Source organism: Novosphingobium guangzhouense, assembly GCF_002896965.1.
Taxonomy (GTDB): domain Bacteria; phylum Pseudomonadota; class Alphaproteobacteria; order Sphingomonadales; family Sphingomonadaceae; genus Novosphingobium; species Novosphingobium guangzhouense.
This window is the reverse complement of record NZ_LYMM01000106.1, coordinates 46,581-59,552: the sequence shown is the minus strand read 5'-3', so window position 1 is coordinate 59,552 and position 12,972 is coordinate 46,581. Positions and strand designations below refer to the sequence as shown.

The window sequence follows — 12,972 nt, the reverse complement described above, 5'->3', positions numbered from 1 at the left end:
CAACGACAATCCCCGTCCGATGGATGGCGTGGTGCGATGAACCGTTTTCGCGCTAGACCGGGTGGTAATGTCGCAAGCAGCATCCCCTCCGCGCGTTCCGGCGCGACTCGTCCTCTTGTCGCTGGCGGCTTTGTGGGCCTGCTATTTCATCGTTGCGTCGCTGCGCGGGCTGGTCATGGGGTTCGACCTCGACTGGTCGTTCCTGTCGCGGCGGCTGACGATCTGCATCGTATCGATGCTGGTGATGGCGGCGGTGTGGCCCCTGTTGCAGCTGCTGGATCGCAAGTCCGGCGGTGCCCGCTTTGCCATCGTGCTGCTGGGCGCATTGCCGCTGTCGCTGGTGCTGAGCATCGTCAACGACGTCATCTTCTCCGACATAGAACGCCCGGCCGCCTACGGCAGCGAGGAAGACGCGGCGGCGGTCGCGGCGGGCAACGTGCGGATTTCGCAGGACGAAGCGGGCAATATCCTTGTCGATCTGCCAAAGGTGCTGGCGCCGCCCGTGCCCCCTGCCCCGCCTGTACCGGGATCGAGCGATGCGCCGGATGAGCCGTCCGAAGCGCGGAGCGAGGAACGCCGCAGCGATGAGGAACACCATTCCTCAGCCATCACCATAAAGACCGGATCGATGCTGGGCGGCGGCCTGGGGCGCTGGGCCAGCATCGCCGACACCGCGTTCGGCCGCTATTTCCTGGTGCTGGCCTGGGTGGCGCTCTATTTCGCGCTGGCCAAGGCAGAAGAGGCTCGGGCCGCCGAACGCCGCGAGGGCGAATATCGCCGCGCTGCGGAACAGGCGGAACTGCGTTCGCTGCGCTATCAGGTCAATCCGCACTTCCTGTTCAATACGCTCAACTCGCTGTCGGCACTGGTCATGGTGGGGCGCCAGGACGATGCCGAAGAAATGATCCAGACGCTGTCGACGTTCTATCGTCGCACCTTGTCGGGCGATCCCACCAACGATCTTCCGCTGGTTGACGAGATAGAATTGCAGCGCCTTTACTTCGCGATCGAAGCCGTGCGCTTCCCCAATCGATTGCTGACGCATATCGATATTGACGAAGCCGTTCTCGATGCGAAAGTTCCGGGCATGATATTGCAGCCGCTTGTCGAGAACTCCGTGAAGTATGCCGTCGCCGCAACCCAGCGGCCGGTGACGATCGCCATCGAGGCGCGGCGCGAAGGCGGCCAGCTGGTAATCGCCGTGCACGACGACGGACCCGGCGAAAAGGGCGGTGAGCTTGCCCTGAAGACCGAAGGCTGCGGGATCGGCCTGAACAACGTGCGCGATCGCCTGCGCGCCCGCTATGGCGAGGCTGCGAAGATCACGTATGGCAAGCGTCCCGATGGCGGCTTCGCCACGATCCTGCGCATGCCGCTGGAGGCCGAAAATGGCTGAGCCCGAAGGCATGGCACCCGCCGCTCCGCTGCGTACCCTTATCGTCGACGACGAACCGCTGGCGGTGGAGCGCATGCAGGTCATCTGCGCGCGCATCGACGGGATTTCGGTGATCGGCACGGCCAGCGACGGTCAGGCCGCGCTGCGCCTGATCGATGCGCTCTCGCCCGATCTGGTGCTGCTGGACCTGACGATGCCGGAGACGGACGGGTTGACGGTGGCGCGCACGCTGGGCGGCCGGACGGCTGCCCCGGCGGTAATCTTCGTCACCGCGCACGATGAATTCGCGGTCGAGGCGTTCGATCTCGATGCGGTGGATTATGTGCTCAAGCCCGTGGCACCCGATCGCCTGCAGCGCGCGGTGACCCGCGTGGTATCGCGGAGGGGTGAGCGGGCGCAGGCGCCGGCGGCCAGCCAGTGGCTTGAGGAATTCTGGGTGCCGCACCGCTCCGAACTGGTGCGCGTAGCCGCCGCAGAAGTTCAGCGCATCGATGCGGAGCGCGACTATGTGCGCCTGCACGTGGGCACGCAAAGCTATCTGCTGCTCCAGACCATCACCAGCCTTGAGGACCGTCTGGACCCCGAACGTTTCATCCGCATTCACCGCAGCTGCATCCTGCAGCGCAGCCACGTTTCCGGCCTGCGGCATGAAGGGCTTGGCGTCTGGTCGGCCGAAACCGCAGACGGAGAGGCGCTGCGGATCGGCCGGACCTATCTTCCCGGCGTAAAGAAAATGGCGGGCCGCTAAGCCCGCCATCAGGTTTTTTCCGGGTCTTTTCTCTTTTGGGACCTGGATAAATGGGGTGGGGAGCGGCTCAGCCGCCGAGGCGGGTATCGTCAGCCTTGTCGATCGCTGCAGCCACCTGCTCGCTCACGTTGGTGCGCGCCTGGCGGTAGCAGTCGGCATCGACGTTACCGCGGATGTGGGTGCCGGTCGTGGCTTGATCGACACGGCAGACATCGCGGGCGGCCTTGTCGATGCGCTTCTTCAGGAGGCCCTGCCCTTCGACAGTGCCGAGATCGAGATCCTTGTAGTGGACTTCGACGCTCTTGGCGAAAGCGGCGGGGGTGGAGAACAGGCCGACGGTGCAAAGGGCGGCAGCAGCGAGCATGGTGGTCTTGAACATGGTATTTTCCTCCTCACGGTGTGAGCCGTGGGGAAGAACTGTGTTCCGTCCGGCTCGATGAGTGTGATGTGCCGCACTCCCCCGGCGCGATCACGCGAAGGTCGATTGTGAGCCGAAGGCGGTCGACGAAAGCGCAGTCGGGCGGACCAACGACATTTGTAATCGACAAACGACATGCAAGATCATGATGCTCGGTGCGACTCATGCGTTCGAATCGTGCGCAAGACGGTGGCGCTGCTGCGCTCTGCTCGATAGACTGGCACTACATGGCGCCGCTGATCCTCGTCTTCTGCTTTGGAATCGTCAATTTCGCCGCGCACAAGGCGCTGCTGGAAAGCAACCATCCCATGCTGGCCCAGGTGCCCTGGTTCTTTCAGGCGCTGGGCGGGCGGCTCAGCCTTGTCGTCGAATTCGTGATGCTGCTGGGGGTGATGATCGTGGCGGCGGCGGGATCGACCGGATGGGCGCTGCTCTATGCATTATATACCGCGCTGAACGGCGTTTCCGCTTGGCTGATCTTCAGCGGCCGCGTTTGACGGGGAACCCTCGCGCGGTTCGGGCGCTTGTGCGGGCATGACTGAAAGCGGCACATCTTCGGTAAAAGTATGGCTCGTCTGCAACGCGGCCAGCGGCAGCAACAACGATGCGGCGGTCGATGAACTGCTCGGCGCGTTCAAGGACGCCGGGCTTGCTCCCGATCGCGTCCTGCGCTTTCCCGACGATCCGGCGCCTGCGCCTGCCGATCTCGATGCGGCGGGGGTGGATATGCTGGCGGTGTTCGGCGGCGATGGAACCACGCACTCGGTCGTCATGGCGGCCTATGGCTGGGGCGGGGCGGTGCTGGTCCTGCCGGGCGGTACCATGAACATGCTGGCCAAGCGTATGCACGGCGATGTGCCCGCGCCCGAAATCGTGGCGCGGCTTTCCGGCGGCCCGATCCGCAAGACCCGCCCGCCGGTTATCGTTTCGCGCCATGGCGTGGGTCTGACCGGGGCGCTGGCCGGGCCGGGCACGGTCTGGAACGAGGTGCGCGAAGCGATGCGGGCGATGAACGTCATCGATTTCGTGGCTTCTACCCGCGATGCGATCGTCCATTCCGCAAATGGTCCCAAGGTCGTCTGCGCCGCGGACGACGGTACGGTCGACGGGGGCCGCGAGGAAGGCTATGCGGCGATCACGGTAGTTCCCAAGGACGACGGGCTGCGCGCGAACGGCTATTATGCCGAATCGCTGGCGGACTATGCCGGTCAGGGGATCGCCCTGCTCAACCGCGACTTTCGTGATGGTCCGCACGATGAACTGGGCCGTCATCCGAAGCTGCGGCTGGTCTGCCCCACGGGCGAGCCGATGGGTCTGCTGATAGACGGCGAGCCGTTCGATGGCGCCGCCGAGGAAATTTTCGATTCAGGCACCTGCGAGGTGGACCTGGTGACGACGAAGGAGTTCGACGGATAATGCACGGCAAGACGGCCTCGATGCACAATGGTCCGTTGCGGCTGTTCCACCTGAGCGACATCCATTTCGGTCTTGTGGACGAACAGGCGATCGCCTGGGCCAAGACCTGTATCGAGCGCGAACAGCCGCATGCCGTCGCCATCACCGGCGACCTGACGATGCGCGCGCGCCACCCCGAATTCCAGGCCGCGTGCGAATGGATTCAGGGGCTCGACGTGCCGGTGACGGTGGAAGTCGGCAACCACGACATCCCCTATTTCAACCTCTACCAGCGTTTTTTCGACCCCTATCGCCGGTTCAAGGCGATCGAGCGGATGGTGGAGACGCGGCTGGATCTTCCCAATCTGGCGATCGTGCCGCTGCGCACCACCACACGCGCGCAGTACCAGCGCTTTCCCTGGTCGAACGGCTGGGTGACCGACAAGGCGCTGGCGCAGACACTGGCACAGATCGACGCCCTGCCCGAAGGCACCCGCGTGCTGATCGCCTGCCACCACCCCCTGCCTGAACGGCGCGCGGACGGAAAGCTGCTGACGATCAATGGCACGCGCACCATGGAAGTGCTGGCCGGGCGCAAGGTCATGGCGGTGCTTTCGGGCCATGTCCACGATCCGTTCGACCTTGTCGAAGAGACGCCGGCGGGCCCGCTGCGGATGATCGGTGCCGGCACCTTGTCGAAGCGTATCCGCTCCACCCCACCCAGCTTCAACGAGATCGTGATCGACGGGAACGAGATCCACGTCACCGCCCGCAATCTGGAACGCGTACCGACCCCGGCGATGCAGATCGACGATGTACCTGAGAACGCCCTCCCCCCGCGTGAACCCGGTGAGCCGGTTTCGCCCGTGGCCAAAGTGCCGCCGGTCGATCCGCCGGTTCACTGAGAACCGCGGCCTTCAACGCGATCAGATCGCCTTTTCGCGCAAGTCCTGCATCGCGGCGTAATCGTTGCGCGCGCGATCGCAGGCGGCATCAGAGCCGCGCTGACAGTCGCGCAGGTTCTTTTCATAGCTGCGATTGAGCTTGCCCAGTTCCTCATCCCGCTTGCGCAGGGCGCGGCCGCGTTTTTCGTCGGCTTCGGACTGGCTGGTGGTGGTCCAGTCTACCGCCTTGCCTGCCACCCTTACGGGCGCGGTGACGATGCTGGCGGCCGTACGCACGCATCCTGACAGCATCGGCGCTGCAAGCAAGGCGGCCAGAAGAAGAAGGACGGGGCGCTTCATTTCGTCAGTCTCACACGCACCGGATGACAGCGCAATGAACGAGCGAAAGAACGAGCGTGGCGCGGGCGCAAACGAAAGGGGCCGCTTCCTTGCGGAAGCAGCCCCTGTTGGTTCCACGTGGAACGCCTGGAGGATCAGGCAGTCTCGGCCGTGTCGTAATACTTGGGTGCGTGCTCGTTGAGGATCGCGAGAATCTTCTTGAGCGCGGCGGGTTCGTCGGTCTTTTCCATCGCCGCGAGTTCGCGGGCGAGGCGCGACGAGGCCGCTTCGAAGATCTGACGTTCCGAATAGCTCTGTTCGGGCTGGTCATCAGCGCGGAACAGGTCGCGGGTCACTTCGGCGATCGACACGAGGTCGCCCGAATTGATCTTCGCTTCGTATTCCTGGGCGCGGCGCGACCACATGGTCCGCTTGACCTTGGGCTTGCCCTTGAGGGTATCGAGCGCTTCGCGCAGGGTCTTGTCCGAAGACAGCTTGCGCATGCCGATCGATTCGACCTTGTTTACGGGGACCCGCAGGGTCATGCGCTCTTTTTCGAACCGCAGCACGTAAAGCTCGAGCTGCATTCCGGCGATTTCCTGCTTTTGCAGTTCAATAACCCGACCAACACCGTGCTTCGGGTAAACGACGTAATCTCCAACATCGAATGCATCGATCCTGGTTGCCATGTATCGTCCTTTCACCTGCAGGGTTCCAGTTTGTTCGAATCGGGAGAAAACCGGGGTGCGACAAGGAGGCGATGTGCCTCCACGCCCGGTAAGATCACTCTCCCAACCGTCTGCTTTCGAACCCTGCCTCGCATTGAAAATGCCTGCCAAACGAGCAGAAGGCCCGTGCAGTTGAACGATTATATAGCAGCAATATGCCAAAAAAGCCAGAGGCGCGAAAACGTTTCCGTTTCGCGCCTCATGGGTCTTCCGTGGTTCTGTTGCACAAAGCGCAAACCACGGGAATCTGCGGATTTTGATCGGCGAGCCTCAGGCCCGCCGTGGCAGGATCAGTCGCCTTCGCCGGGTTCGGGCGAGAAATACTTTTCGAACTTGCCTTCTTCCGCCTTCATCGCATCGGCATCGTCCGGCGCGTCCTTGCGGGTGGTGAGGTTGGGCCATTCCGCCGAATACTTGGCGTTGATCTCCATCCACTGTTCCAGCCCGCTTTCGGTATCGGGCAGGATGGCTTCGGCGGGGCATTCAGGTTCGCACACGCCGCAGTCGATGCATTCGCTGGGGTTGATGACCAGCATGTTTTCGCCTTCGTAGAAGCAGTCCACGGGGCAGACTTCCACGCAGTCCGTGTACTTGCACCTGATGCAGGCGTCGGTGACGACATACGTCATGAGTGCGGTATCCTTCCTTCAGGCGTCATTCGATTCGGGCGCAGCTATGGGATCGACGGGCCTGCCGTCAAGCACTCTGTAGCAACTGGACGCTTCGCTATAGGGTCCGCGCCGTTCGGGCAAGGATAGGACTTCTATCACCCGCACACCCCCAGCTATCGAAAGCGTGATCACATCGCCCACGGCGATCTTCTGGTGGGCGCGGTCTATGCGGCGGCCGTTGAGGCGCATGTGCCCCTCTTCGGCCAGCGCCTGCGCCACCGGGCGAGTGCGGGCAAGGCGCAGGAACCACAGCAGCTTGTCGACGCGCATACCTGTGGCCATCCGACCTCCCTAGCGCACCATATCCGCCAGCGCGGCGAAGGCGCCGCCGGCGCGCACGGGGGCCGCACGTTCGGGTTCTGCCTGACGGCGGGGCGGACGCCAGCGCCAGCGCACCGGGGCGGGCGGGCCATGCGCGCCTTCGGCCAATGGGCGCGGCATCAGCGGCTGGAACCCGCCCAGCCGCAGCAGCCGCGCGTAGCTGGAGGTGGTCAGCCCGGTGGATACCGCGCGCGCCGGATCGAGCGCGAAGCTGCCGCGCTTTTCCGCGCCGCGCGCTTCGTGCGCTTCACGCAGAAGCTTTTCGGCCATGTCGAGGCGCAGCAGCTGCTTGCCCAGCACGCGGTATCCGGGGGGTGGGCGGTGGTTTCCGGCGGGCAGCACCGGCGGCATGTCGGGTGCGGGAGCGCCGCCTTGCGGCTTGCCCGATACTTTCGCCAGCTGGCGCCACAGTGCGATCACGGGGCTGCGCAGCATGGCAGGCACGAAGAGGTCAAGCGCCCCCACCCGGACCCCCAGCCGCGCCAGCATCGTGCGGCGCTGCTTGTCGAGCTTGTCGATCCCCGAATCTTCGCGCGCGGTCATGCCGCCGCGTTCGACCAGCGTGATCAGCAGCGCGCGCAAGTCCGGCCCGGCATCCGTCGCGCGGCTTGCATCATCGAGTTTGACCAGCGCAGCCAGCGGCTTGAGCGCGGTGTCCAGCCAGCCTTCCAGCGCCGCAACAAGCGCCTTGCGGGCGCCATCGGGCACGGCATCAAGCGCGCGATCGGGCACCATGACCGGCGCCAGCAGCGATCGGCCGGGGGCAAGGCTAGCCACCTTCTGCCCGTCCCACAGCAACGCGCCGTCAGCCAGCGAGATCGCGGCGGTGCCATCGTGAATGCCGGCCACCAGCGCATCGGCGCGGGTGCCGAGCAGGGTGGAGAGGTGCTTTTCCGCCGCCGCCAGCAGCAGCTTGCGGTCAGACAGGCGCGCGCCGGGATCGACCTGGAAGGTGAAGCCGCGCAAGGATCCGATGTGCTCGCCCTCGACCAGCACTTCCTCGTCTTCCAGCCGGACCGAGAGCAGTCCGGTATCCGGTCCCAGTTTCTTCATCAGAACGGCTGTCCTGCGGTTGATGAATCGTTCCGTCAGCTTTCCGTGAAGTGCGTCCGAAAGTCGAGCCTCAACCGCGCGGGCGCGGGCGGCCATTTCATCGCGGGCGAGCACCCAGTCGGGCCGCTGGGCTATGTAAGCCCATGAACGGATGGCGGCGATGCGCCCCTGCAGCGTGTCGATATCGCCCCCGGTGCGGTCAAGCTGGGCGATCTGCGCGGCGACGAAATCGGCGCCAAGTTCGCCGCTGCGCAAGTCCTGCCACAGCCGCGCGACGAAGCGGGAATGCGTTTCCACGCCCTGCTGGCGAAAGTCGGGAAGGCGGCAGACGTCCCAGAAGCGGCGCACCTGCCCAAAGCCCCGCACAGTGTCCGCCACGGCACCCTCGTCCGCAAGACGCTTGAGCACGGCAAGGTCGATGGCTTCGGGCGCGGGGGCAAGTTCGGGGCGCTGCGGGGGCGTTTCAAGGTCCGCGATCAGCGTGGCGATGCTGTCGAAGCGGGGCTCGGGCTCACGCCAGAACAGCCTGGTCAGGGGCGCGAAGCGGTGTTCCTCGATCGCGTAGATTTCTTCGGGGTCGAATTCGGAATCGTGGCCGCCCCCATTCCCACTGGCGGTCCCGGTGAGCGTGCCGAAGCTGCCGTCCTTCTGGTGGCGCCCTGCCCGGCCCGCGATCTGCGCCATTTCCGGCGGGGTCAGGCGGCGGTGGCGGCGGCCATCGTACTTGGAAAGGCCCGCGAAGGCGACATGTTCGACATCGAGGTTGAGCCCCATGCCGATCGCGTCGGTGGCGACAAGATAGTCCACCTCCCCCGACTGATAGAGCGCGACCTGCGCATTGCGTGTCTGCGGCGAAAGCGCGCCCATCACCACCGCCGCGCCGCCCCGGAAGCGGCGCAGCATTTCGGCGATGGCGTAGACCTGTTCGGTCGAGAAGGCGACGATGGCGCTGCGGGGCGGCACCCGGCTGAGCTTCTTCGCGCCCGCATGCGTCAGTGTGGAAAAGCGCGGGCGGGTGACGATCTCCGCCTCGGGCACCAGCGCCCTTACCAGCGGCTCCACCGTGGAGGAGCCCAGGATCATCGTTTCTTCCCGCCCCCGCGCGTGCAGCAGACGATCGGTGAAGACGTGGCCGCGTTCGCGGTCTGCGGCCAGCTGCGCTTCGTCGATGGCGACGAAGGCCATCGAGCGTTCGGAGACAGGCATCGCCTCGGCCGTGCAGAGCAGATAGCGCGCGTTCTTCGGCTCTATCCGTTCTTCCCCGGTGATCAGGGCGACGCTGCCCTCCCCCTTGATCTTGACCACGCGGTCGTAGACTTCGCGCGCCAGCAGACGCAGCGGGAAGCCGATCATGCCGCTGGAGTGGGCGCACATCCGCTCTATCGCGAGGTGGGTCTTGCCGGTGTTGGTAGGGCCAAGCACCGCCTTCACCGCGCCGGGAGCATCCTTGAGTGTCGGGCCGTTCCGGTGCTGAACCATTATGCCGGTGAATGTGGCACCGCAGCCCGCCGCTCGCAAGACTCGGGGCGTCCCGTAGTACCCCATGAATCCACAGTCTTAGGATGTTCGTAACCTTGTTCGGGCAGGGAAATTGCGCGAGGCCGCATGTTGCGGGCCGAAGGGTTGCAACAAGGGAACCGCGCGAAGGTGTTCAAGCCGCAGCAGCGCGATCGCGATGATCGCGCCGAGACAGACGACAGCCAGCGGGCGGTTTTTGCCGCCGGCGCGCCTGTCGATGCGGCCGACGAACCCGTCATCCTTGCCTTCCCCGCTGCCGGGGAAGCCAGGGTTGGGGAAGCCGGGGGCAGGGATGCAGGGGCCGGGGAAGCCAGGACTGCAGCGCCCCGCCCTTCCCTGCGCGATGCGATCGAGAACTGGTGCCACCGGGTAGAACTGGCGCCCGATCTTGCCGCCGACATCGGCAGCCGCAAGTGGCTGCGCGGGCTTGCAACGATGCTGGGTCTGAGCGGCGCGGCGCTGGCGCTGCTTCCCGGTTTCAGCGCCGTGGAGGCGGCGGCGACGATGCCGCTGGGCGCCGCGCAACAGGACGAATTTCGCAGCCAGTCGATCGCTCCGCTGGCGCTGGGCGCTGACACCGGCCGCCACATGGGCGCAACGCCGCTGGTCAGCCCGCTGACCGGGGTGCCCGAGCGCCCGACCGTGCAGCTGACCTCCACGCTGGGCCGGGGAGACACCCTGCCCCGCCTGCTCGAACGTGCCGGGCTTGGCTCTGCCGACGTGGCGCAAGTGACGCAGTTGGTGGGCGGCATCGTGCCGGCCGGGGACATGGCATCGGGCACCCAGTTCGACATCACGCTGGGCCGCCGCCCTGCAGAGGGCGCGGCGCGCGCGCTCGATTCGCTGACGTTCCGGGCGCGTTTCGATCTGGACGTGTCGGTCGAGCGGGGGCCGGGCGGCCTCATGGCGGTGCGCCATCCGATCCGGGTGGACGAAACCCCCTTGCGCATTCGCGGCACCGTGGGCTCCAGCCTCTACCGTTCGGCGCGCAATGCCGGGGCGCCGGTGGGGGCGATCCAGTCCTACCTGCGCGCGGTGGACAAGTACCTCAGCCTGGATGGCGATCTGCGTTCGGGCGACGAATTCGACATGATCCTGGCCTACAAACGCTCTGCCAAGGGGGAGCGCGAAGTGGGCGACCTGCTTTACGCAGGCGTCGCGCGCGGCGGGAAGCCGAAGCTGCAGCTGATGCGCTGGGGTGATGGGGGGGGTAATGCGGGGGGCAAGGAAGGCGAGATGTTCCCCGCTTCTTCCATCGGCCAGCCCCGCGCCGTGCCGATCGGCCAGCCGGTGGCCAGCACGCGCATCACATCGCCTTACGGCGGGCGGCGCCATCCGATCCTTGGCTATGTGCGTTTCCATGCCGGGATAGATTTCGGATCGCCCTACGGCGCGCCGATCTATGCGGTGGCCGATGGCGTGGTGACCTTTGCCGGGCGGCATGGCGGCCACGGCAACTACGTGCGGCTGCAGCATGGCGGCGGCCTTGGCACGGGCTATGGCCATATGAGCCGCATCGCCGTCAGGAACGGCACCCGCGTGCGCGCCGGGCAAGTGATCGGCTATGTCGGCTCCACCGGGCTTTCCACCGGGCCGCACCTGCATTTCGAGGCGTACCGGGGTGGCCGCACCATCAACCCGGCTGGCATCGCGGTTATCCAGCGCCCGCAGATCGACGGGCGGGAACGCGATGCCTTCAAGGCGCGGCTCAATAGGCTGCTTGGAGTGACGCCGGGCGCCGCGCTGGGATCGATCGAGCCCGCCGCCAGCGACCCTGTCGATGCCGAGCGCGAGATCGACAAGCTGGGGCGGTAGCCCTCTCAGCGCATCCCCGCCCGCGCAAATCGCAACGTGCGCCCGATTGCCCCCGTCCGGCTTTTGCGGCAATCACCCTGCCATGACCGGCACTTATCCCCACACCCGCCTTCGCCGTACCCGCGCCACCGCATGGAGCCGTGCGCTTCATCGCGAAACGGTGCTGACCCCGGCGGACCTCATCTGGCCTCTCTTCATCACCGAGGGTGAAGGGGTGGAGCAGCCCATCGCCGCGCTGCCGGGCGTGTCGCGCTGGTCGGTGGATCTGATCGTCGAACGCGCGAAGGAAGCGGTGGACCTGGGCATCCCGGTCTTGGCCCTGTTCCCGCATACCCAGCCCGAACGCCGCAGCGAGGACGGAGCCGAAGCGCTCAACCCGGACAACCTGATGTGCCGCGCGATCCGCGCGATCAAGGCGGAACTGGGCGACAGGATCGGCCTGCTGACCGACGTGGCGCTTGATCCCTATACCAGCCACGGGCAGGACGGCCTGATCGACGATGCGGGCTACGTCCTCAACGACAAGACGGTGGAGGCGCTGGTCGGGCAGTCGCTCAATCAGGCGAATGCGGGGGCGGATATCATCGCCCCGTCCGACATGATGGACGGCCGCATCGCCGCGATCCGCGATGCGCTGGAGGATGCAGGCCACATCAACGTCCAGATCATGAGCTATGCCGCCAAGTACGCCTCGGCATTCTACGGCCCGTTCCGCGATGCGGTGGGATCGCGCGGGCTGCTGAAGGGGGACAAGAAGACCTACCAGATGGACCCGGCCAATACCGAGGAAGCGCTGCGCGAAGTCGAGATGGATCTGGCCGAAGGCGCTGACACCGTGATGGTAAAGCCCGGCCTGCCCTACCTCGACATCATCCGCCGGGTGAAGGACACCTTCGAAGTGCCCGTCTTCGCCTATCAGGTATCGGGCGAGTACGCGATGATCGAACATGCCGTTGCCGCAGGCGCGGCGGACCGCGATGCCATGGTGCTGGAAACGCTGACCGCGTTCAAGCGCGCGGGCGCATCGGGCGTGCTCACCTATCACGCGCCTCACGCCGCGCGGCTGCTGCGTGGTTAGGATCGAGACTGACCGCCTGATCCTGCGCGACTGGGCACAAGGCGATATCACCCGATTTGCCGCGGGCACCAACACGCCTGCCGTCATGCGCCATCTTGGCGGGGTGATGGATGCCGAAAAGGTCGCGCTGTTCGAGGAACGGGTGCTGGGTTTCCAGCACCGCCTTGGCCACACGTTCTGGATCGTCGAGCGCAAGCTGGACGGCGAAGTGCTGGGCTTCTGCGGGCTCAAGGTGATCGACGCGCCGGGCGCCTCGTTCCCCGGCGAGATGGAGATCGGCTGGCGACTGCGCGAGGATGCCTGGGGGCAGGGCTATGCGAAGGAAGCGGCCGGCGCTTCGCTCGATGCCGGGTTCGGCCGGTTCGGGGCGACGGAGATCTTCGCCATCACCAATATCGGGAATACCGCCAGCTGGGGCTTGATGCTGCGCCTTGGCATGGTGCGGCGCAAGGAGCTGGACTTCGTGGATTCCCGGTTCACGCCGCCGGTGGGCGATACCATCGTCCATTCGATCACCGCCGGGGCATGGCACGGGCCGCCTCCGGCCTGACCGCAAGGACCCCGTTCTCTTCCGCACTATCCTTCATGGCGGCAGCCAAGTAGCTGTA

General features: G+C 65.8%; 14 protein-coding genes. 8 read left to right on the top strand and 6 right to left on the bottom strand.

Annotation, left to right across the window (positions count from 1 at the left end):
* The first annotated feature begins 67 nt into the window (after window positions 1-67).
* Both A8V01_RS27295 and A8V01_RS27290 read left to right on the top strand, forming a co-directional pair.
* Entirely contained in the window at window positions 68-1,396 is a 1,329-nt protein-coding gene (locus A8V01_RS27295) for a sensor histidine kinase (protein ID WP_103099375.1), read from the top strand.
* Window positions 1,389-2,144, top strand: coding sequence for a LytR/AlgR family response regulator transcription factor (locus tag A8V01_RS27290; protein ID WP_103099374.1), 756 nt, complete (start codon window positions 1,389-1,391; stop codon window positions 2,142-2,144). Before A8V01_RS27295 ends, A8V01_RS27290 begins: the two co-directional genes overlap by 8 nt.
* Window positions 2,145-2,211: 67 nt before the next feature.
* Here the strand turns inward: A8V01_RS27290 and A8V01_RS27285 are convergent, their stop codons facing one another.
* Window positions 2,212-2,523, bottom strand: coding sequence for a UrcA family protein (locus tag A8V01_RS27285; protein ID WP_103099373.1), 312 nt, complete (start codon window positions 2,521-2,523; stop codon window positions 2,212-2,214).
* A 203-nt stretch (window positions 2,524-2,726) separates the two neighbouring features.
* Here A8V01_RS27285 and A8V01_RS27280 point away from each other — a divergent pair, with 203 nt between their 5' ends.
* The 3 genes from A8V01_RS27280 to A8V01_RS27270 are packed head-to-tail and all read left to right on the top strand — an operon-like array spanning window position 2,727 to window position 4,862.
* Window positions 2,727-3,059 carry a hypothetical protein gene (locus tag A8V01_RS27280; RefSeq protein WP_342747420.1) on the top strand — a complete coding sequence of 111 codons (333 nt, stop codon included), beginning with the start codon at window positions 2,727-2,729 and terminating at the stop codon, window positions 3,057-3,059.
* Between the two features lie 37 nt (window positions 3,060-3,096).
* Complete coding sequence (locus A8V01_RS27275; protein WP_103099372.1) at window positions 3,097-3,978, top strand: diacylglycerol kinase family protein; 882 nt, start codon at window positions 3,097-3,099, stop codon at window positions 3,976-3,978.
* Window positions 3,978-4,862, top strand: a complete 885-nt coding sequence (locus A8V01_RS27270) for a metallophosphoesterase family protein (protein WP_211295222.1) — start codon at window positions 3,978-3,980, stop codon at window positions 4,860-4,862. Before A8V01_RS27275 ends, A8V01_RS27270 begins: the two co-directional genes overlap by 1 nt.
* A gap of 21 nt (window positions 4,863-4,883) precedes the next feature.
* On the opposite strand, the gene A8V01_RS27265 is transcribed toward A8V01_RS27270, so the two are convergent.
* The 5 genes from A8V01_RS27265 to A8V01_RS27245 form a co-directional block, all read right to left on the bottom strand.
* Complete coding sequence (locus A8V01_RS27265) at window positions 4,884-5,201, bottom strand: hypothetical protein (protein ID WP_103099371.1); 318 nt, start codon at window positions 5,199-5,201, stop codon at window positions 4,884-4,886.
* A 134-nt stretch (window positions 5,202-5,335) separates the two neighbouring features.
* A complete protein-coding gene (locus tag A8V01_RS27260) occupies window positions 5,336-5,869 on the bottom strand; it encodes a CarD family transcriptional regulator (protein ID WP_103099370.1) in 534 nt (177 codons plus the stop codon).
* 329 nt (window positions 5,870-6,198) lie between these two features.
* Window positions 6,199-6,537, bottom strand: coding sequence for a ferredoxin FdxA (gene fdxA / locus A8V01_RS27255; protein ID WP_103099369.1), 339 nt, complete (start codon window positions 6,535-6,537; stop codon window positions 6,199-6,201).
* Between the two features lie 18 nt (window positions 6,538-6,555).
* Window positions 6,556-6,861 carry an RNA-binding S4 domain-containing protein gene (locus tag A8V01_RS27250; RefSeq protein ID WP_245892864.1) on the bottom strand — a complete coding sequence of 102 codons (306 nt, stop codon included), beginning with the start codon at window positions 6,859-6,861 and terminating at the stop codon, window positions 6,556-6,558.
* Between the two features lie 9 nt (window positions 6,862-6,870).
* Window positions 6,871-9,432 (bottom strand): helicase-related protein, encoded by a 2,562-nt coding sequence (locus A8V01_RS27245; protein ID WP_103099367.1) that lies wholly within the window; start codon window positions 9,430-9,432, stop codon window positions 6,871-6,873.
* 168 nt (window positions 9,433-9,600) lie between these two features.
* Here A8V01_RS27245 and A8V01_RS27240 point away from each other — a divergent pair, with 168 nt between their 5' ends.
* The 3 genes from A8V01_RS27240 to A8V01_RS27230 all read left to right on the top strand — a co-directional run bounded on the left by A8V01_RS27240 (window position 9,601) and on the right by A8V01_RS27230 (window position 12,914).
* Entirely contained in the window at window positions 9,601-11,286 is a 1,686-nt protein-coding gene (locus A8V01_RS27240; RefSeq protein WP_245892863.1) for a M23 family metallopeptidase, read from the top strand.
* 82 nt (window positions 11,287-11,368) lie between these two features.
* Window positions 11,369-12,364: a porphobilinogen synthase gene (gene hemB / locus A8V01_RS27235; protein WP_103099365.1), complete on the top strand. Its 996-nt coding sequence runs from the start codon at window positions 11,369-11,371 to the stop codon at window positions 12,362-12,364.
* Entirely contained in the window at window positions 12,357-12,914 is a 558-nt protein-coding gene (locus A8V01_RS27230; protein ID WP_103099364.1) for a GNAT family N-acetyltransferase, read from the top strand. The genes hemB and A8V01_RS27230 overlap by 8 nt, the downstream gene beginning before the upstream one ends.
* Window positions 12,915-12,972: the final 58 nt, after the last annotated feature.